Source organism: Lentisphaera marina, from assembly GCF_028745505.1.
GTDB classification, from domain to species: Bacteria; Verrucomicrobiota; Lentisphaeria; order Lentisphaerales; family Lentisphaeraceae; genus Lentisphaera; species Lentisphaera marina.
In genome coordinates, this window is sequence record NZ_JAQZZL010000001.1 from 2103587 (window position 1) to 2123961 (window position 20375).

At 39.6% G+C, this 20375-nt stretch carries 17 protein-coding genes; 2 read left to right on the forward strand and 15 right to left on the reverse strand.

Going from position 1 to position 20375, the window contains the following annotated elements; translation table 11 throughout:
• Positions 1-79 precede the first annotated feature (79 nt).
• Positions 80-1339 carry an IS110 family transposase gene (locus tag PQO01_RS08635; RefSeq protein ID WP_274313421.1) on the forward strand — a complete coding sequence of 420 codons (1260 nt, stop codon included), beginning with the start codon at positions 80-82 and terminating at the stop codon, positions 1337-1339.
• A 268-nt stretch (positions 1340-1607) separates the two neighbouring features.
• Here the strand turns inward: PQO01_RS08635 and PQO01_RS08640 are convergent, their stop codons facing one another.
• Both PQO01_RS08640 and PQO01_RS08645 read right to left on the reverse strand, forming a co-directional pair.
• Positions 1608-2270 (reverse strand): hypothetical protein, encoded by a 663-nt coding sequence (locus PQO01_RS08640; RefSeq protein WP_274313620.1) that lies wholly within the window; start codon positions 2268-2270, stop codon positions 1608-1610.
• Positions 2271-2431: 161 nt separating this feature from the next.
• Positions 2432-3163, reverse strand: a complete 732-nt coding sequence (locus tag PQO01_RS08645; protein WP_274313621.1) for a c-type cytochrome — start codon at positions 3161-3163, stop codon at positions 2432-2434.
• A 281-nt stretch (positions 3164-3444) separates the two neighbouring features.
• Between PQO01_RS08645 and PQO01_RS08650 the strand changes: the two genes are divergently transcribed.
• The gene (locus PQO01_RS08650) at positions 3445-4326 is read left to right on the forward strand and encodes a transposase (protein ID WP_274313622.1); all 882 of its coding nucleotides are present in this window, start codon (positions 3445-3447) and stop codon (positions 4324-4326) included.
• Between the two features lie 43 nt (positions 4327-4369).
• On the opposite strand, the gene PQO01_RS08655 is transcribed toward PQO01_RS08650, so the two are convergent.
• The 13 genes from PQO01_RS08655 to PQO01_RS08715 form a co-directional block, all read right to left on the reverse strand.
• A complete protein-coding gene (locus PQO01_RS08655) occupies positions 4370-4552 on the reverse strand; it encodes a hypothetical protein (RefSeq protein ID WP_274313623.1) in 183 nt (60 codons plus the stop codon).
• 7 nt (positions 4553-4559) lie between these two features.
• Complete coding sequence (locus PQO01_RS08660; RefSeq protein ID WP_274313624.1) at positions 4560-4940, reverse strand: hypothetical protein; 381 nt, start codon at positions 4938-4940, stop codon at positions 4560-4562.
• A 477-nt stretch (positions 4941-5417) separates the two neighbouring features.
• Complete coding sequence (locus PQO01_RS08665; protein WP_337994438.1) at positions 5418-5633, reverse strand: helix-turn-helix domain-containing protein; 216 nt, start codon at positions 5631-5633, stop codon at positions 5418-5420.
• A gap of 17 nt (positions 5634-5650) precedes the next feature.
• A complete protein-coding gene (locus PQO01_RS08670; protein WP_274313625.1) occupies positions 5651-6775 on the reverse strand; it encodes a coiled-coil domain-containing protein in 1125 nt (374 codons plus the stop codon).
• Positions 6776-7282: 507 nt separating this feature from the next.
• On the reverse strand, positions 7283-8227 hold the full coding sequence (locus PQO01_RS08675) for a sugar phosphate isomerase/epimerase family protein (protein ID WP_274313626.1): 945 nt from the start codon (positions 8225-8227) through the stop codon (positions 7283-7285).
• Between the two features lie 22 nt (positions 8228-8249).
• Entirely contained in the window at positions 8250-9995 is a 1746-nt protein-coding gene (locus tag PQO01_RS08680; protein WP_274313627.1) for an arylsulfatase, read from the reverse strand.
• Position 9996: 1 nt separating this feature from the next.
• Positions 9997-13317, reverse strand: coding sequence for a DUF7133 domain-containing protein (locus tag PQO01_RS08685; RefSeq protein ID WP_274313628.1), 3321 nt, complete (start codon positions 13315-13317; stop codon positions 9997-9999).
• Positions 13318-13598: 281 nt separating this feature from the next.
• On the reverse strand, positions 13599-14306 hold the full coding sequence (locus tag PQO01_RS08690) for a prepilin-type N-terminal cleavage/methylation domain-containing protein (protein ID WP_274313629.1): 708 nt from the start codon (positions 14304-14306) through the stop codon (positions 13599-13601).
• An 80-nt stretch (positions 14307-14386) separates the two neighbouring features.
• Complete coding sequence (locus tag PQO01_RS08695; protein WP_274313630.1) at positions 14387-14905, reverse strand: hypothetical protein; 519 nt, start codon at positions 14903-14905, stop codon at positions 14387-14389.
• 34 nt (positions 14906-14939) lie between these two features.
• On the reverse strand, positions 14940-15611 hold the full coding sequence (locus PQO01_RS08700) for a hypothetical protein (RefSeq protein ID WP_274313631.1): 672 nt from the start codon (positions 15609-15611) through the stop codon (positions 14940-14942).
• A gap of 88 nt (positions 15612-15699) precedes the next feature.
• A complete protein-coding gene (locus tag PQO01_RS08705) occupies positions 15700-16236 on the reverse strand; it encodes a carbohydrate binding domain-containing protein (RefSeq protein ID WP_274313632.1) in 537 nt (178 codons plus the stop codon).
• Between the two features lie 104 nt (positions 16237-16340).
• Positions 16341-19043 carry a DUF1592 domain-containing protein gene (locus PQO01_RS08710; RefSeq protein ID WP_274313633.1) on the reverse strand — a complete coding sequence of 901 codons (2703 nt, stop codon included), beginning with the start codon at positions 19041-19043 and terminating at the stop codon, positions 16341-16343.
• On the reverse strand, positions 19040-20332 hold the full coding sequence (locus tag PQO01_RS08715; RefSeq protein ID WP_274313634.1) for a DUF1552 domain-containing protein: 1293 nt from the start codon (positions 20330-20332) through the stop codon (positions 19040-19042). The genes PQO01_RS08710 and PQO01_RS08715 overlap by 4 nt, the downstream gene beginning before the upstream one ends.
• Between the last annotated feature and the right edge of the window lie 43 nt (positions 20333-20375).

Sequence of the window (20375 nt, forward strand, 5' to 3'; positions counted from 1 at the left end):
ACTCAGAAAGCTTCCACCACGAATGCTATAGGAATTTCGCACGCTGACTTTTAAATCTATATATTCCTAAGGAGTAAAAATGTATTATACAAGAACTAAAAAGCCATCTGAATACTCAGTTATTATTGCGATTGACTGGGCTGATCAAAAGCATGATCTACGAATCCTTCGGGATTGTGAAGAAGAATGTAAAGTTATCAGTAGTGATTTACTTACGCTCAAAAAATTCTTTAATGAACTCATACTTGAATCTGTTAATGATCCCATCGCGGTTGTCATCGAAAGCTGCCAATCTGCACTGATGAATTTATTGATATCCATTAGTGAATTTGATGTCTATACAGTTCACCCGACCACTTCTTCGAAGTTTGCTAAAACATTCCATCTTAGTGGCGCGAAAAGTGACCGAGCAGATACCAAATCATTACTTGAACTATACTTAAAACACCCTGATAAAGTTAAAAGAGTAGACGAATCTTTTTCAAAAGGAAAACTGAAGCGACTGAATACAAAAAGGCGTGATTTAGTAAATGATAGAACTCGTTTAACTAATCAACTCACTGCATTGTTGAAGATCTATTATCCAAATGCACTCAAAGTCGTGGGGAATCATTTATATGCAGACATGTTTCTAGATTTTTTGGATAAATATCCAAGCCCGCAGGATATCATTAATGCTCATCAAATCGGCATTACTAAATTCTTTAACAAACGCAGTACAAGCCATACAAAAACAAAAGTGAGGGTTCAAATATTACGCGCTTCTGTTATTGTTGTTAATGATGAAGATGAGGTGGATTACTACATATTTGAGATACAACAATTCTGCCACAGAATCCGGAGTTTAAATAAGGTTATTAAAGCTTATGACGAAAAAATTGAGCAAGCTTATAGGGAAAATGAAGATCATGAAATATTCCAATCATTTCCAGGAGCAGGTCCTAGTATCGGACCACGTCTTATGGCCTTCTTTGGAAACGATCGAGAAAAATTTCAGTCTGTAAATGAGGCTCTTAAAATCAGTGAAATAGCTCCTGTGACAATTCAGAGTGGGAAAATGAATATTGTCCGAAGACGTTTTTTATGCGACAGGTTCACTCAACTTAGTTTTGTTGAGTTTGCCAATAATTCCATAAGGTCATCAATATGGGCACATGAATTTTATTATCATAAGAAAGCTCTAAACATACCTCACTTCACAATACTTAGAGCTTTGGCGTACAAATGGATTCGTATCATGTACAGTTGTTGGAAAACGAGAACTCCATATAATGAAAAGACCTATCTAGAAGTATTGGAGCAGAGGCGACCAGCATGGTTTCAGAAATTCGTTAATTAATCTCGAATTCTAGTTGTAAGTGCACTCAGAAAAGCCCAGCATGGTCTGAAGCTTTATGCCGCATCGGAATGCGGCGCTTCTGGCTAATCTAATATACTCCTAGCGAATGAAATGAGCGGTCTCTCAGCGTAGCGGTCTCTCAGCGTAGCGGTCTCTCAGCGTAGCGGTCTCTCAGCGTAGCGGTCTCTCAGCGTAGCGGTCTCTCAGCGTAGCGGTCTCTCAGCGTAGCGGCCTCTCAGCCTAGCGGTCTTCCACAGAAGCTGATGTTTTATGACTTCCCTTCCCAAAGGCGAATATAGTCAAATTTAAGTTGGCCACCTTCAAGTGCTTTGAAGGTCAATTCGCTGCGATCTTTTAAACTCACCTGAGAGTTTTCGTAAACTTGACGCTGACCATTAAGATCAATAATCAGCTTACCATTCTTAAATTCAATAAGCATCACATTCCACTCATTGAGTTTAAATAATGACTTTTTATTATCAAAGACATCTCCTTCAGATAAGTGTAGTTGATAGCCACCAGGCTTAAAAAAGACCTTATTAATGTGATGACCTATATCAACTTTGGGGCGATTATAAATAACCTCTTTCCCAGTGTATTGAAAACGTAGTTTACACACGAATTGAGTAGGTAAATTTTCCAAGCGAATCACCGGAGCCAAGCCAAGATGATGATCGCGCTTAAGTTCTTTCATCGCCTCTTCTTTGGTCTTGTAATCGGGTGCACCTATCAAGACTCCACTCTTCACACGCCAATTCTTAGTCCTAAGCTGCCACCAATCTGAGTCCAAGTCACCTTCAAAGTCATCTGAGTATAGCAACTTACCTTTTGTGAAAATTTCTGACTTAAACTCTTCTGATTTAAATTCTTCTGCTGTGATTCCTAAGGTGGAGAATATTAGTAAAACTAAAATTAATAATAGATGTTTCATGGTAAACCCGGGGCATTAATTGATTTAGTATAATAATTGTACCGAAATCTTCGCTAATGACACGAATCACATTTTATTTTTTGTAAAAAAATACTGTATTTACTTCAAGCCTAAATATTAGCGAGTTTTATTCACCCTTATAAATCACTCATTAAAATAAGTTATTTTTTTCTAGAAAAAGAGCTGATCCAAGCCGCTAGATCATGTATATCCTCTTCACTTTTTATGCTTTTTGCGTAAAACGCCATTGTCTGACCCATTGCATCATCTTTATGAGTGCCACGAGTTCCATTTTTAAAGTTTTTCAATTGTTTGAGTATGTACCAACCATGCTGATGATTCAGTCTTGGGACTTTATTTACCGAATCACCTTCAGCACTATCTCCGTGGCAATAAGAGCAGCCATTTTCTCTATAAAGGCGTTCGCCTCTCAAGGTGTTGCCATAGACGCGATGAACTTCTTTTTCTGAAGACACATTTTTAATATAAGTAGAAATCTTATTAAGCTCATCATCACTAAGGTTTTTAGCTATTTCCGCCATGATGATACTCTGAGGGTTTTTTGGATCAGAAGCTCTCCACCCCTTTTTATAGGAAATTATTTGATGCTTGATATACTCAATATTTTGTCCCGAAAGCCTCGGACTTAACATCTTTTGATTTCCTTCGCCATCTGTACCATGACAAGATGCGCATATGGCAAAAGGATGTGTTGCCGGGAGCATCTTATGATCTGAAGTTTCTTTTGCGGAACTCGCAAGTACCTGCCCTTCAGTCACAGATGAATCGCTTGGTGCCTTGCTGTCTTCGGAATCTTTTTTCCCGTTGCTACAAGCTATGAAATAGCCAAGTGCTAGGTATAAAAGCAAAATGGATTTGGGTAAGTTTTTCATGACAGTTCCTTTCATTAAGTTTTACTAATATACTTAATAATTGTCGTGAAATCCATAAACATGACTAAAATAAATAACTTTAAAAAATTTTTCTAGCTTTAAGTCCTTTACGATAGGCGAAAAACTCCCAAAATAAGATAAAATCTATCATTCAAAAGCTTAAATCTATAAAGGCTGTGTAAAAAACAGATATATGAGCCTTTTGCAAAAGTCTTGAAATAAGCTGAATAAAAGTAGAAACATGCTATCTCAATTGTTACCACAACAAAAAGAGGATAAACATGAATCTACTCAACTTATGGAATACCATCGAATCGTACTTATTTCCACAGCTAGAAGAACTACTCACAGAAGAATTGAATAAAAAAGAACGTGAATTCATTCAGGTTTGCACACTTGCAGAACTGGATCAGTTTGTGTTCGAATTGGAATGGAAAAGAATTGGACGTAAGTCACAGGATCGTTTAAATATCTTAAAAGCTTTCGTTGCTAAAGCTGTCTATAATCTGGATACGACTCGTAGTTTAATTAGCTATCTTGAATCAGCTCCGACCCTCCGACGTTTGTGTGGATGGGAGTTTAAGAAAAATATCCCTCACGAAAGTAAGTTTTCACGTGTCTTCGCAGATATCGCCAACACAGAGCTTTGTCAAAAGATTCACGAGAAGATGATTATCTCAAATTGTTCAAAACGAGTCATTGGTCATGTCAGTCGAGACTCTACCGCAATTGAAGCTCGAGAGAAAATAGTTCATAAATATGTAAGCGATACAAAAATAACTAGAAAGCGAGGACGACCAAAAAGGGGCGATATACGCACTAAGGAAAAAACAGTTGTTGAACGTCAATTTGGTCAAACGTTTGAAGAGAATATATCGGAACTTCCAAACCATTGTAATAAAGGCAATAAACGGAACAGCAATGGTTATAATAGCTCATGGAAAGGCTACAAGTTACACATTGACTGTATTGATGGTGATATACCTGCCTCAATTATACTGACCTCTGCATCGGTCCATGATAGCCAAGTCGCTATACCATTAACTCAGATGAGTAAAGAACGCTTTACGAATTTATATGATCTAATGGATGCCGCTTATGATTCACCTTCTATACACCAGTTCAGTCAAGATTTAGGCGTACTTTTCTTTTGGCTAACATAACATCCAGATTAACTGCGATAGGCAAAATATAAGTCCTTATAATTTAAATAGTGAGTGAGGTATCTTCGAGCATTTTAGATCCATGGTCAATTATATAACTGAGACACAGAAAGAGAATCCCGGCAATGAGGCTATCCATATTTCCAAAATCAGGCAAAGCTTGTATATCACTCAGAGCCTGATTCTGCAAGCGCTCTAAATTGTTTGGATCTAAACTTACTTTCATAAAATAGTTAGAGATCCATCGCATTTATAGTTTTGTCCCAAATAGCACATTTGAGAATGATTTGTTTGTCTTTGTTATTGTATGAATTCCATTTTTTATAGAGTTTGGATATACTACCATAATCTAAATCTGTTATTGCTTTAGTTGTCTTATTAAATTTATAGCTATCAGATTTTACCTTTTCTATTTCTAGAATTTTCGATTCGATATTAGTGTCGCTACATTCTGATAAAATAGTTTTAAATGTTGTGGATTTCATTTCTTTCAGCATGATAATGAAAAGAGAAATGGTTGAATAATTTTTATAGAATACTGATGATTTATCAGATGGCTTTTTATCAAAGACATCTTCATATGCATTCATGGGTATAAATAATGGTATTATCATTTTTATTTTTTCTCTCTAACGATCGGGATGAACTGCGTTGTAACCGAAGGCGAAAATATCAGTTCTAGCCCATTTTTAAGGATTGTTTATTTTTCTTTTTCTATGCTTATGTTTCCATTCTGGATATCATAATGCATTTTAATATTAATGTCTATAATCCATTTCCCAACGGCACAGCCAACAAGCACCATTTCAGCAAGCACTATAAATGGGCGAATTATCTAATCATAAGGTACCCGTCTCCCAGTGCAACTACAGTTGACGCTATTGCTACTTTAAAGTGCGTTTTTATTGCATCTTGGTTAATCTTTTTTTCATTTTTTTGCCTCCATTTTTATAATGATTTTTTATTGCATACTAATGAGTTCGCGTATAAATTGCCGATCAACAATCTGCGTTCCCCGCATAATTAAGTAATTACTAAAGTGTTATCACGCACGCTGAAGCGTGGACTGCGGACTTTTTTTCGAACTGGTGCTATGATTCTTCATCCGGTAAATATTCTAAAATATCTCCTGGTTGACAGTCTAGGTAGTCACAAATGGCTTCTAGAGTTGAGAAACGTATGGCTCTGGCTTTACCTGTTTTGAGCACAGAAAGGTTCTGTGCGGTAACATCTACCGCTTTTGATAAATCATTGAGGCGCACTTTTCTTTTGGCTAACATAACATCTAAGTTAACTGTGATAGGCAACTGTAAGTCCTTATAATTTAAATAGTGAGTGAGGTATCTTCGAGCATTTTAGATCCATGGTCAATTATATAACTGAGACACAGAAAGAGAATGCCGGCAATGAGACTATCTATGTTTCCAAAATTCGGTAGTAGCTGTGAATCTGCACTGACCTGATTAGTCAAAAGCTCTAAATTGTTTGGATCTAAACTTACTTTCATAAAATAGATACCAGTAAATATGGAATGACTTATCCATAAAATACCCAAGAATCGGAAAGAGAAAATCACACTCTTGCTAAATGGATCCTTAGCCATCCACGATTTTGCTATAATAAAGAATAAAATCATAGACAAAGAATTAAATATCAGTATACCTACATTCATCGGTGTGTATATTATTTTAACTCTGGAGCCTACTAATTTTTCCAAGTCCTCTATTTCCTTTTCTCTTTCCTGTTTCCTTTCCCTTAACTGCTGTTCAGAAGATTGTTTATTAAATGGATTTTCACGCAAATAATTTTCACTATCAAGGATATCTTTTTCATAACGAGAAATCCATTCTTTACAATCTTTTATATCATCCTCAATACCAATTATATACTTTTCATGGTCTTTAATTTTTGCTTTTGATTTAAGTATGGTTTTTTCATACCCGGTTACAGTCTTTTTTATATCTTCGCAAAACGTTTTGTATAAATTTATTAACCTATATGTTTTAGATTTTGGATCGCTTGCATCGAGTTTTTTTTCAAGATTTTTAATTTGAAGCTCATATCCTTCAATCTTCTTTCGAGCATTAGTTGCCATATTGTTGTAAGATTCGATAAGGTTCCCATCACTAATTATCAAATCTTTATAAAATTCGATACGATCTTTGTGCCTTAAGATCTCAACTTTCGACTTTTCAATATCCTCCTTAGATTCCACAATTCTTTCTTGGTAGTATTCATACATCTCTTCATGTCTTTCCTGCCTAGACTTACTAACTTCCTGCGATAATTTTTCACCTTCTTTTATTGATTCTAAAGCTTCAGACATGACTCTGTCCGTCAAACTAAACAGTATTGGGGCAACAAGTACAGACAGAACAAATAGACCAGAAATTACAGCCAATACTCTCCCGAAAAATTTAACTTTATTGCCATGGGCATCTTTAAGCATATTTATACTCCTTTTTCATTTCATAGAAAAGATCAAAAAACATGATCCTCAGTATATATTTATTGTTTATCAATAAATATTTATTGATAAATGTAAATTTCAACCTTGTTTTTTAGTAAAAATGGAAAATATCGTAATTGTTTTGAACCAGCTTCGATGTCACAAAATTGTGGAATGTAAAGACCTAAAAGAGATCGTGAGAGTGCCTATTCCGACACCGACTGCAATGTATAATTATCTGGTCTTTTCTGAGTGCACTTGCAATTAGAATTCGAAATTAATTAATGAATTCCTGAAACCATGCTGGTCGCCTCTTCTCATATTTATTTAGAACGTCATTGAATCATTAATAAAGTCCCAGCGTTCCCTAACTGGAAAAACGGCCTGCTTCATAAGTCTGGCAAAACCACCGCTAAGTTCTGCTTTTCTTTATGATTCTAGACTTATTAAATTAAGCTTTATTCACAAGTAGTTTAGCAACAAGCCACTTGTAAACACAAAGTGATATTATGAGTGTTTAGCCCAAAGCTCCTCAAGCAGCTTTTTGCTCATCTGGATGCCCTCGATTTCATTCTTACTGGGATTTGCTCCCTCGTACTCAATGCCCACCCAACCTTGGTAACCACTTTCAATCGTGAGTTTAACCATGCGTTCCACATCGATTTCGAAACCAAAACGATGATGTTTCATCACGTATTTTGTTCCCGGCACTACATCAAAGGTCTTAGCACTGACGGCTTTCGCGTAAGGCAACATAGCTTTAATACCTGCGTAGGGATCATAAAGTGTTTCTGTCTCTCTATTCCAAAAGTTACCAAAATCCGGTAAAGTACCAAAATTATCTAAGTTGACTTCTTTCATCAGGGTAGCCATAAACTCGCCATCGGAAGAAACCCCACCGTGATTTTCTATAAGTACATTCATATTGAATTCTTTAGCTTCGGCACAGAGTTTTGACATCCCGTCTGCTAGCAACTTACGCTGTTCATCCACTGAGCCCTTACTGCGGGCGTTAACGCGAATACTGTGACAATTCAATTCCGCGGCAGCCTCCAGCCACTTGCGATGATTAGCCACGGCCTGATCACGATTTTTACTTAACGGGTCACCAAGATTACCGTTGCCATCAACCATAATGAGTAAATTTTCAATTCCAAAATCCTGTGAACGCTTGTTCATCTCTTTGGAAAATTTAATATCTGGCTTTCTACCTGGGAAAAAAGCCCCTACATATTCACAGGCTGCAATATCGAGACTGCGAGTAATTTTGGGGAAGTCCAAAGAATCAAGCTTCTTGTAACCCGGGCGACCAAAAAAGCCACGGTGAAGTGAGTATTGAGCTAAAGAGATTTTGAGCTCTGGTTTTGATGAAAAGTTTTTACATGAACTTGCCAAGGCGGCCAATGCGGAACCTGCTATAAAATGACGACGATTAATATTTGAATGACTCATAATGTATCTCCTATTTTTGACTCTATTTTTCTATTCTTTGTAAAGTTAATAGACGAAAGTCAATTAAGCCTTCGCCAGGCTTTTTAAGGGCTTTTAGCTTCAAAAGTCCTTTGCCTTTTTTAAGATTTATGATTCCCATATTTAAAGGCTTAAAATCCTTCACGTAGGAACCTTTTCTTGGGTCATGGTCTTTATTCATTCCTTTCAAGGGTGGATCATGGGCATCAACAACTTTCGCCTCAATGCTTTCCCCTGCAAATGATAATTCCAATACTGAACCCTGATCACCTTTTTTACAGCTGTAGTATACCACGGCTTCGTATTCGCCCTCTGCCTCGACTTCTGCATCCCAGTAAACATAATCATCCATGGATTTCCAATTATGCCAGAAGCTACAATTGGGGTGCTTACTGGATCTTTTGAGTGCTCCCATTGCCTTGGCATCGCGAGCTGGAAGTTGACTAAAGAGCGAATCAGGATGAGTGATGACAAAGGGTCTGTTTTTCTTGAATTCTTTGACAACATCCCTTTTAATTTCCTGCAGCTTGTTTTTCATTTTTTGAGTAATCAAAGGATGCTTTTTACTCACGTCCACCTTTTCTCCTGGATCATTTTCAATGTCGTAGAGCTGCCCATCCTTGTTATAGCGATATTTTTGGCTTCGAATACTCGACCTGGGCCCCCAACTTGCATAGAGGTAGCGTTCATTCATTTGCCCCTTGCCCATCAATTCAGCCTTCATACTGCGGCCATCCAAGGCTTTTTCACTGATTAATTTCACTCCACATAAATCCGCTAAAGTTGGCATTAAGTCAATGACTCCAGAAATTTGCTTCACTTCTCGCTTAGGCTGGATTTTCCCAGGCCATTGAATCACTAATGGAGAGCGAAGTCCGCCTTCGTAAACACTGCCTTTACGACCGCGCATTCCCCCATTCCAGCGATCTCCATTGGGACCATTATCAGACATATAAAGAACGATCGTGTCTTCGCTCAAATTTAAGTCGTCCAATTTCTTTAATAGGCGCCCCACATTATAATCAATATTTTCGCACATGGCTAAGGCGGCTTTGAGATGATTATTGACTTTTACAGGCATTTTGAAATCGACTTTTTTCTCATATTTATCCCACCAACGATTGGGAACCTGCATAGGTGAATGCGGCGTAGCGTATGGTAAATAAAGAAAAAAGGGCTTTTTCTGATTGTCCTCGATAAAGTCCATAGCCTTGTTGGTGAAATCATCGATGATATAGCCTTCCCCCCTGACTATGCGATTATTGTGTTCCAGCATGGGGCTGTAATAATTGCCCCAATGACCTGAACAGAAGCCATAAAATTCATCAAAGCCCCTGGCGTTGGGATGATAAGGATACTGCATACCATTGTGCCATTTTCCAAAGGCGGCTGTTTTATAACCTGAGGCTCTAAACATATCAGCTATCGTTATTTCGTCCGAATCAAGACGTTCACCACCTTCACTGGTTGAATAAACTGAAGCTCTTTGGTGGTAGCGTCCAGTTAGAAATTCAGCCCGTGTGGGCGAACAAACTGATTGGACATAAAAGTATTTGAAATTCGCACCATTTTTAGCTATCGAATCAATATGAGGAGTCGCCATATCTAAATTGCCATTCATACTTAAATCACCCCAGCCCTGATCGTCAGTAAGAATGACTATGACATTGGGTTTTTCCCGCTTAGCATAAGCAGAAAAAACAAAGCACAAGGAAATAATTATAAATGCATTAGCCCTTAAGCATGGCATTTTAGTGTTCCTTCTTTTTGAGTGTATTTAAGTATGCTATAATATCGCGCAAATCACGCTTATTTAAGACCGCTCCAAGTGGTGGCATCGATGATAGTGGATTAGTAACAGATTCAACATCGGCCATGTTGTAAGTCTTATTTTGACCATCGGCCATTTTAAGCACAAGACTTTGCTCATTCTTTGACACTAAAGAAGCCACTAGCGAGTCATCATTTTTCATTTTAACAGTCACATTGCCATAGCCAGGTACAACGTAATTACTTGGAGCTACAATAGATTCAAGTAAATACTCCGGTGTACTGCGCTCAAGACTGGCGACGAAACTTAAGTCCGGTGCAACCACCCCACCTTTATCTTCTATCTTGTGGCAGATGATACACTGACCCAGGCCTTCATTGTAGACCATCTTTCTACCATTGACGGGATCACCGCCATAGAGTGTTGCGGTGTATTCGTGTAGGGGATTATCTTTCTTTAGCAGTTTTTTAAACTGGACGAAAAGACTTTTTACTCCTTTGTGTTTACTCTTTTCACAGGCTTCCATAAGCTCCAATAAACTGGCTTTATCGTAGTTTCCCGCTATGGCTGAACGCACAGCCTGAACCAATATTTTATGAGATCCCTCATAGGGATTTATACTAAGAATACGGTACAATAATTGTAAATCTTTTTGTTCTTCAAAAAGAGTATATAAGCGGTCATTAAACATCTGCATATCCATTTTCGATAAATGAAGTAGTGCTTCTTTGCGCAAGGAAAAATCTTTGTCATCGAGAAGAGTTTCAGTGATTGTTGCTACTGAGGCATCATCACTGGCAATCAATTTTTTATAGAGGTTTATACGTTCACTGGGATCACCATTTGGGTCCATCACCTGAGCGGCCAAAAGATTTTTATCTTTCGCTAAACCGTATTCGATGGAGAGCCCCGTAAAGGTAGCTTTCATAGACTTGGATTTTTCACCATTGATAAGATCAGTTACAATCGCCTTGATTTGTGAAGAGCAATCCACGCGCTTGGAATTAACTGGGCGAATTTGTCCTATAATCGGATCCATGGGGGCTTTTTCCTGCCAGCGTATGAGGTCCTGTAATGCCACCTGACGAATGTGATCAGATAAGTCGGTATTATAGACGATTTTCCTCACACTATCTGCGGCATTAGCATCACCACGACGGTAATTCCACTGCAATACACGTTCTATAAGGGTGTCGCCGATGGTTGATTCACCAGCAGTGAATCGTTGCAGAGCTTGAGGAGCTTTCAACATGGCGAGTTGGTGATTATCCATGCGGTCAATGGCGATTACCGCCTCTTTGAATAGACTATCATCCGCATCCTCTAAGAACTTGATGACGCGCTCATCTCCAAGTCTTGATAATGCCAGGAGAACGACGCAGCGAACTGCTGGTGAAGCATCAGCAATGTACTGGGCAATTAAATCTGCAGAAGATGAGTAGACTAAACCCGCGACTATGGAATGACGCAGGTACACATCTTTATTTTCTTTGGCCAGGGATATAAGTGCCTGAATCGCATTTGCGTTCTTCGCAACTTTTCCCAAAGCCGTAGCAGCATAAAATTGAACGCGTGCATTTTTATCTTTGAGTAGAGTCATGAGGGCCTGCTCCACCTCGCTATCTTTCGACTCACCCAGCACTTTTGCGATTTGCGCACGCACTCGCCAATTGCGATCATCGCAAAACTTTAGGAGTTGTTTATTAAAACTCTTATCTTTGCGGGAAAGTTGTCCAAGCCCCCAAACACTATGGAGTCGAGCCAGTTCATTTTCTGTTTGCTGAAGGCCTTTTACAAAGGCTTTAGCATCTTGTCGCTTAGCTAGTTCAAATTGTGAAAAAAGGCGGACACGCATATCTCTGTGAAACAAGTTCTGATAGAGTTCCTGAGATGAACTGGAAGAAAAACCCTTACGCAAGATCTTACTAGCACTGACTACAGATGCTTTCTTCATGGCTTCAGCATTTTTCAACAAGTAGATGGCCCCTTTTCTACTGCCATCTCTGGGATTAGAAGTGTTGACATAGTCGGCAACAAAAAGTCGACCATCAGTATCGAATTCGGTATCCATAATCAGACCTCCGCCCCAAAATTGTTCATTGGATTTTTTCTTTAATCCTGCTCCATCAGGTTCAAAATCAAAAGCATAAATACCATTTTGATAGGCACTATAAAGGAATTTGTTATCAAGCTTAGTCCCCATCGATTCCCCCGGGTTAAAGGTAATTCCAGCTGAACCACCGGGGATAAAGAAAGCGGAAGGAATCACATAAGCTGCCTGCCCTTCATGCTCTACATCCCAGTCCCCTTCTAATGCCCAGGAATCCAGTGGCTTCGAACCTTTGCGTTCATTGAGTTTTGTAGCTCGGAAAAAAGTCGTCTTGTTTTCGTGACCGGAGTTCCAGCCATAATCACCTAATTCAAGCAAGTAACAAACGCGGGATTGATCTCCTCGACCACGATTGTTATCTACGGTGAATAAATTGCCGTATTGATCAAAAGCTAGATCCTGTGGGTTGCGGTTACCAATAGTAAATTCCTCTAAGTGACTGCCGTCGGGCTCACAACGGAAAATTGCCCCACGCTCACTACTCTTAAGAATTTTCCCTTCTTGCGTTTTTACACTGTAGCCACGATCTCCATTGGAGAAATAAAGTCGCCCGTCTACACCCCATTCAAGGCCGTGCAGGTCGTGGCCGTTTACACCATTGCGAAAGCCAAAGCCAGTAATCATTTTTTCTTTTTTATCATGAATCCCATCATTATCGGAATCCTGTAATTTCCAGATGTGAGGAATATTGGCGTAATACATTTCACCATTGGGGGCCAAGAGAACACTACCGGCATTACCGGCTAAGGCTTCGTTAAAACCTCCCGCATATGTTCGACTACTATCGGCCTGTCCATCACCACTTCTGTCTTCAAGAATGGTAATTAGATCGGAAAACTCAGTAAAATGGCCCGGCTTGAAGCGACCATTTTTTGTCCATTTCTCATAGAGATCCAGACGCCCCTGGAGGGAATTAATTTTGAGTTCATCCAGGAACCAAAGATTGTGTTGGCGACTATCCTCCACTCCACGCTGAAAACGCTGAACTTCTGCTACATATATTCGATTTTGACTATCTATCGCAATGGAAACGGGATTACTGACTTTTTCGCTGTCAGCAAAGATACTTAGTTCAAAACCATCGGGAATGCGAAAGGCTAATTTGGCGCTTTTCGCTTGTCCGTATAAACCATTGCTAAATAAGGATAAAATGCCCAGTGCTAAAATTCTTTTACTAAAAAATAAATTCATTTCTGTTTTTCTAAAAACCTTTTAAATCTTAAATTTTTGTTGCGATAGGCCTTTCAACCAATCCTTAGAATGAAGACCTTAATATTTTATGTGATACGACAATCATAAATAATGATTCGAAATTGATTTAAATACCGCCAAGAATTGCTCGACGACTTTTGCAACTACACTCATTGACAAAGGTATTTCAACACCTCATAAAATTTAAGTTATTGTATAGTAAATGTACCCATATCAGTGAATCTTACTGTAAAGTCAAAAAAACTTCAGTTTTTTTTATGCTAATTAAGCGGTACTACAGTGACACCATCTTCTAGAGTGACAGCGTCATGATCAAGTTCTGTTAAACGCCCTACTCCGGCAGCCTCCACATGGCCATCAACAAACCACACATTGCCCTTGTTATTATGACGAATATGAATGCCTTTACAGTTGGCACCATCTCGATCATCCCAGTAAAAAGTAAAGCGCTGCACTAATTGGCCATTTGTTGGGCTACTGCCATTATTATCCACTTTTACAGAATCTGCAAAAAGGTAAAAATCACTGCTTGAATTCACCTCACTAGGCTTAATGTAAATACCTTTGATTCCATCGTCCTGAATAAAAGTAACTCCTTCACGTGGGTCCCATTTCCTGTCCATGGAACCACCATAAGTCATTTGATATTTGTTATGATTCCAATCGTTTAGCCAGTCACCTGGATAAGGAAAACTCGGACAGGTCATGACATCTTCGTTTATGGGTAAGTATTCATGATTATACATGGCTTCGGGCCACCAATCACCTCCTGCATTTAGGGTGAGGTTGCCTTCATTATCATCGGCATAAAAATACTGGGCATTGCCTATTTGTCTTAGGTTGCTTTTACAAAGGGCTGCTCGACTTTTGTCTCGTGCACTCGCCAATGAAGGGGCTAATAAAGAAACCAGTATTCCTATAACCGTCACAACAACTAATATTTCTATTAAAGTAAACTTCTTATTCATCGCCAATTCACCTCTAATCATAATCCATTTAACTACAATTGTTGCGAAATTTCAAGAGATGACAAAATTGATGTAAGTTTTTATTTTTTAGTGGGATCGATGTTTAAAATCTTCCAATGGTGATCTTCTGGAGCTTTGATAATTTTCATACTGTAATCAAGCCCTTGTGGCGGATTCCAGTAGGACATAGAAAAGTGTCGATTCTTAAAATGCTTGGATTCATACTTCAGTATTTTTTTCAATTTCTGAGTCTTTTCCTGCTTGAGCTTACTCTCTTCCTGACTTTTAAGACTTTTTTTATCCTTCTCTATACTTTCGCGAAGATCCTTTAGGCGCTCTTTCAATTTCTTTAATTTCTCGACATTCTTTTTTGGATTTTCATTGAGTTTGATCGCTTTAAAGTTTAAGTCCGTTTTATCAGAAAAAGTCCCGAGGTGACTTAAAACCTTATCTCCAGGTTTAAAACCGGAATGCAGATGAGATTCATCCCACTGCCACAAGCTAGCTGAATTATTATCTCCATCAATCGACGAAATGTTATTGGCCTGAATAATCACAGGCATAAAAAATAAAAGGCTCAAAGCTAGTGCTCTATTCATAGTATTATCCATTCTATTGGTTTTTATAATCGCGCTAAATCTCAATAATATTATTAGATTTTTTAAAAGATTTAGGGGCTGAATTATTTTCTTGCTTCACAGGATCTGGGACTGATTCAGCTTCTTTCTTTACAGAGGCAGGAGTTGATGGCTTGGTTTTCTTTTTTGTAGGAGTGACTGAGCTAACTTTTCCTTTTACCACATCTTCAATCAAACCATATTTGGTGACATCCTGTGATCCATTCGATTTTATCAGTTTAAGTGAGTGTAAATTGATTTTACCTTTAAACTCCCCTAAGCCTATGACAAAATTCCCAAGCATTGCAGGATCTTTTTTCTCCGAAACCGTGAAAGTACATTTATAAGTTTTTTTTGCAGGATCCCCGTCAAAGCTAACTCTCAAACCAAGACTCTGAGTTTTTAGTTTTTTAGCTAAGATTGGCTTTGAGGCATAATTGACGACTACTTTTCCCGTGCCATTAGCTCTTACTGAAAAATAGAAATCATAAGTTTCGCCCTGCTGCAATTCTTTATCTGTCATGAGTTTCAAAGAACCAGCAGCTGAAGTCTTACTCGTGAACAAAGTCATTCGGTCACCTTCATATACAGGCTTAATATTTGGGTATATTTTATCATTCTTTTTGATACGCCAGCCCGTTTTGGGATCGAAACCCTCAAAGAGATTTTCGGCCTGAAGACTACTCATGCACAGAGCGCTAAAAATTAAAAAACACTTAAAATTCATTTGTTTATCATTGGGTTTAATTTATAGAATTTTGAATAGATCAAGAAATTTAATTAACTTCTGTAATCATACCCTTTTTGGAGATCTTCCCTGTGTGATCAGACTTAACTAATTTGAGATCTTTTAAGTTGAACTGGCCCTTAAATTCCCCCATAGAAACAATGAAACTCGCTACGGCATTTGATTCTTTTTTCTCGACAACTGTGAAGGTACACTTATAGGTTTTCCATTGCGGAGCTGCACTAAAGCTCGCTCTTAAGCCTAAGGGTTGAATTTTACCCTTAGGGGGACGAGCTGCATATCCCACATAGATAGTACCTTCTCCTTTAGCCTGTGCGTTAAAGGAGAAGTCATAAGTCTGCCCTTGCTGCAACTCTTTTTCGGTAGAAATCCTAAAATAATAGCTTTCTGAACTGTGTTTAGTAACAAAGCCAATTGCCCCCTTTTTGTAAGTGGGTTTAATTTTCTCGTACTCATTAGTTTTCTTTATTTTCCAGTCTTTTTTGACATCAAAATCGGCAAATAGATTTTCCGCCTGAAGAGCCCCACCGCAGATAAAACAGAGTAATAAAAATAACTTAGACATGTTGATTTCCTTTTTTTAATTGACATAAGCGACCAGCTAGTGAACTAGCCGCCCTTTCCACGAGCAGACAAGTAAAATCCGCCCGTATGGCAGTACGGCAGTACTTATTTACTTTGAAACTCTTTACTTTTCACCAGGCTATGAATGAAGTCAGAAACCTGATAGTTTTTCTTCTCTGCTGAGGCGATAATTCTGTCAGCTAGCTCCTGGTCCGTAAAGGCATAGGATCTGCCTAAGCCGTAACCAATGATTGCTTCAGTGAAGTTGCGAGCAAAATCTGCCTTTCTATCGTGGATGCGGTCACGCATCTCAAGGAAATCAGCAAACTTAGGACCCTTGTGGAATTTACCGGAAGGGTCGATTTCCCAGGTCATCGCTTTTTGCCCTTTAGCGTGGAAATGTTCTTCTGTGCGCCACTTACCCGAGGCACTGAAGTTCTCCATGCCAAAGCCAATGGGGTCAATCTTACGGTGACAGCTCGCACATTGAGGCTCCTCCTGGTGAGCAATCAAACGCTCACGTGTAGTAAGAGGCTTATCTGCCAAACGTGAAATCTGCGGAACATTGGCCGGTGCCGGCGGTGGTGGCTGATGAAGAAGGTGGCGCAGAACCCAGGCTCCACGTTCAACCGGGCTGGATTCCAGACCATCACTGCCCATGGCACTGATAGCAGCTGTACCCAATAGGCCACCACGAGGTGAATTGCTAGGTAGTTTGACTTTGCGGAATTCGTCGCCTTCTACACCTTCTAAACCATAATAAGTACCAAGCAGACCATTGATCATGACATAGTCACTTTTGATTAAATTAGCGAGCTTACCACCTTCCTTACCTCTGAGCAGATGAGCGAAAGACTCGTAAACTTCCTGACGAGCGGCAGCACGGGTACTGTCGTCAAAATCCCTGTGTAGGGCGACATTGAACTGGAAGAAGTCAAGGCGCTTCATATCGAGCCATTGGTGCACTAAGCCAGCAACAAATTTATCGGCACGAGGGTCGGCAATAAGGCGATCTACCTGCTGGGCTAAAATTTGCGGGTCACGCAATTTTTTCTCTTCAACGAGTTTTAGCAATTCTTCATCCGGTGGGCTACTCCAAAGGAAGTAGGATAAACGCACGGCCAATTCGCGATCATTTAAAGCACGACGTGACTCATCCTGTCCTGGTTCATTGAGGTAGATAAAACCTGGTGAAGCCAAAATGATACTCATAGGCTCAGCTAGTGAAGGCTTTAGCTTCCTCCAATTTACGCGCAATTGTTCCTTATTTCTTCTTTCATCATCATAAATTTCCATGAGCTGATCGATGTATTTTTTCGAGGGCTCACGACCGCGCATTGCGGCCTTCGCAAATGCAGTCAAAAACTTGCGAACATGCTTAAATTCAGTCATAGCCGTATGACTATTTGTAGAGGAAATAACAGGATGCGATTTTAAAGTTTTATCCAGAGTTGTTTCTTTTTGAGCAATGGGTCCTTCTATTTCAATCCAGTCAACCCAGATTGAAGCAGGTATGCCATAACCATTGTTTTTCTTACTTGCCTCATAAAATTTTCTTAGAGCCGCAGGCTTACTTGGCTGACGCTCCTGAATAGCAAATTCATGAGACGTGCTGCTTGAAATATTAATTTCTGTTTCAATGAGATTGGGCTTCTCTATACTACCTGAAACATGGTGAGTACTAATAACGTCAGTAAGACCCGAACGCAAATGGTTCGTTCTCTGTGGGTGGCCCAGTTGAATAAAATGGCGGAAGTCTTCCGATCCTTCAACGACACCAGCTTTGATACGCACTTTATACTTACCCGGTCTAAGAGTTCCTTCCGGTGGCTTAATCAAAATGCGATTCGTTCCCCATACATTCTTCAAGTAGGTTCCTCGATCATTATGAGGTAAATCCAGATAGTGTTTAAAGTAAGTATAGGATCTATTTTTTACGACGTTGCCAAAAGTAGCTCGCCTGTGATCGCGGAAGCCATACTTATTGGGGTCTGGCATTCCTACAAGCTTGATTGCTTGTCGATAAAACTCTATGTTACCGGGAACGAGCTTGGGGTCTTCTTTTTTTAGTTCCTCTAATATTTTTTTGTTTTCAGGTAAAGCGGCAACTTTATCTACTTCTGCTATCCAGGCTTTATAGTTGAGGTAAATATCATCCATTTCCTCTATCTCATTATATAAGAAGGGATTTACCGTTTCCTCAGGCTCAACACGAAAGACCATGGGACTTGTAAAGACCTTATTCTCACGAAGTTTAAAGGCCTCTAAAACGGCTGCTTTACCCAATTTTAAGTACTGCTCAAATTGATCACTTGATAGGAACTGAGTGGAGCCCGAAGTATCATAATCACCTCCGCCACCATCCTCTGGGAGGCCTTTTACATCCACAGTTACTCCTAGGAGCTCCTGCATCGTGTTCTGATATTCACGACGATTGAGGCGACGCATGGTGATTTTTCCACCTGAATCAGAAAGTACTTCACGAGCTTTAACCATAGTGAGTGCAAGTTCATCCAGGAACTCAGCCTTTTCGTCATTTTTAGGCTGCTTTTTATCTTCTGGTGGCATTTCCCCAGAGTTCATAACATTGAGGACTTTTTGCCAGGTCTCAGCTTGCTCAATGGTCTTGATATTAAAATCCAGGTCTTCGAGATTGATTTTACCTTCCTGCTTTTCTTCATCGTGGCAATTGAGGCAGTAATTGGCAAGGAAATCGAAGTTTTTCTCGGCTAAAATAGCTTGAGGTGGTGCAGCCTGCGTACTTAAACCAATAAATAAGCAGGAAAGTGCCGTACTTAATTTTTTCATGCCATGAGCTCCTTAATCGTTCCGCTACTATCGCCGTGACTATTGACCTTCACTCCAGAGGCCTGCAGCATGCTTAGCCATACATTGTTAAGTGGAGTATCTTTTTTAGCCGCAATATGCTGACCGAGTTTGAGATTTTTATTGCCGCCGGCAATTAATGTCGGGCAGTTATCCAAATGGTGAATTGAACGGATATTAGAACCAAAAGCTAATAAGGTGTGATCAAAAAGACTTGATCCATCGGGTTCTTTCACTGCTTTAAGTTTATCCATAAGGCCAGCGAGAAGCTTAGAATGCGCCAAGTCGCGCTGTTGAGAGGCTTCCTCACGATCACCTGGAGAGTAATGACTCACATTGTGAGAACTTATTTCATAGCCAAGGCTGTTTAATAAAGCTTGTCCTGGGAGACGATAAGTCAGCACACGCGTATTATCGGTTTGAATAGCGGCCACCATGAGGTCGTACATGACTTTGATTTCATCTACACCCTCTAGACCAACCTTAGGCTCCGTGAGTGGCGCTGCTGTTTTTGGGACATCGAGCCACTTCTCATCTTTGGCGAGACGAGTTTCAATATCGCGAATCCCCTGGAAGTACTCGTCCAATTTATCTGTATCGCCTTTACTGAGCCCGCGCTGTACGCGCTTTGCATCCGTCAGTACGGCATCGAGAACACTGCGTTTCTTGGCTATAGCTTTCTGTCTTTCGGGTAAAGGCAAAGTATCATCTGAAAAGAGCGCATGAAAAAGTTTATCGGCACTATCCAAGCCCGCCACGGGCTTCCCCTGCTCATCCCATGCTAAGGAAAGACCTGGACCATGTCCTTCATTATTAGCGCGTTTACTATCTATCTGGATTGATGAAAAGCGCGTCTCCTGCCCAAATTGACGAGCCGCCACCTGGTCCGCAGATATCGTATTATTAAATTTTTGCCCTGGTACCGCATAACGATTAGCACCTGTTAGCCAGAAAGTACTGCCCCAATGTGCTTCATTAGAAAACTGATGCTGACAACCCTGTATAATTGCCATTTCTTTCTTATGACGTTCTAGCGGTTTGAGTCCCTTAGATAATTTATAATCGGAACCCGTGTCACTAATATTGGGAAACCATGTTTTATTAGTCACACCAAAACCGATACTCATAAAAAGTAGACGTTTAGGGGGCGTACCTGGCTTTTTAATACGGCTAGAAGGTGAGCTATCGTAAGCAATTGACTCCAGGGCTGGCAAAGTGATCATAGCACCCGCACCTCGTAAAAAATGACGACGATTGATATTTGTCTTCATGTGTAATTCCTATTTTATTCATATTTTTCCTACAATTATCTTG

Excerpts from the sequence above, each read along its gene's own strand:
- PQO01_RS08710 (WP_274313633.1), bottom strand. The coding sequence starts at position 19,043 with ATGAAAAAATTAAGTACGGCACTTTCCTGCTTATTTATTGGTTTAAGT.
- PQO01_RS08650 (WP_274313622.1), top strand. The coding sequence starts at position 3,445 with ATGAATCTACTCAACTTATGGAATACCATCGAATCGTACTTATTTCCA.
- PQO01_RS08685 (WP_274313628.1), bottom strand. The coding sequence starts at position 13,317 with ATGAATTTATTTTTTAGTAAAAGAATTTTAGCACTGGGCATTTTATCC.
- PQO01_RS08670 (WP_274313625.1), bottom strand. The coding sequence starts at position 6,775 with ATGCTTAAAGATGCCCATGGCAATAAAGTTAAATTTTTCGGGAGAGTA.
- PQO01_RS08705 (WP_274313632.1), bottom strand. The coding sequence starts at position 16,236 with ATGTCTAAGTTATTTTTATTACTCTGTTTTATCTGCGGTGGGGCTCTT.
- PQO01_RS08675 (WP_274313626.1), bottom strand. The coding sequence starts at position 8,227 with ATGAGTCATTCAAATATTAATCGTCGTCATTTTATAGCAGGTTCCGCA.
- PQO01_RS08715 (WP_274313634.1), bottom strand. The coding sequence starts at position 20,332 with ATGAAGACAAATATCAATCGTCGTCATTTTTTACGAGGTGCGGGTGCT.
- PQO01_RS08655 (WP_274313623.1), bottom strand. The coding sequence starts at position 4,552 with ATGAAAGTAAGTTTAGATCCAAACAATTTAGAGCGCTTGCAGAATCAG.
- PQO01_RS08660 (WP_274313624.1), bottom strand. The coding sequence starts at position 4,940 with ATGATAATACCATTATTTATACCCATGAATGCATATGAAGATGTCTTT.
- PQO01_RS08635 (WP_274313421.1), top strand. The coding sequence starts at position 80 with ATGTATTATACAAGAACTAAAAAGCCATCTGAATACTCAGTTATTATT.
- PQO01_RS08680 (WP_274313627.1), bottom strand. The coding sequence starts at position 9,995 with ATGCCATGCTTAAGGGCTAATGCATTTATAATTATTTCCTTGTGCTTT.
- PQO01_RS08645 (WP_274313621.1), bottom strand. The coding sequence starts at position 3,163 with ATGAAAAACTTACCCAAATCCATTTTGCTTTTATACCTAGCACTTGGC.
- PQO01_RS08640 (WP_274313620.1), bottom strand. The coding sequence starts at position 2,270 with ATGAAACATCTATTATTAATTTTAGTTTTACTAATATTCTCCACCTTA.
- PQO01_RS08695 (WP_274313630.1), bottom strand. The coding sequence starts at position 14,905 with ATGAATAGAGCACTAGCTTTGAGCCTTTTATTTTTTATGCCTGTGATT.
- PQO01_RS08690 (WP_274313629.1), bottom strand. The coding sequence starts at position 14,306 with ATGAATAAGAAGTTTACTTTAATAGAAATATTAGTTGTTGTGACGGTT.
- PQO01_RS08700 (WP_274313631.1), bottom strand. The coding sequence starts at position 15,611 with ATGAGTAGTCTTCAGGCCGAAAATCTCTTTGAGGGTTTCGATCCCAAA.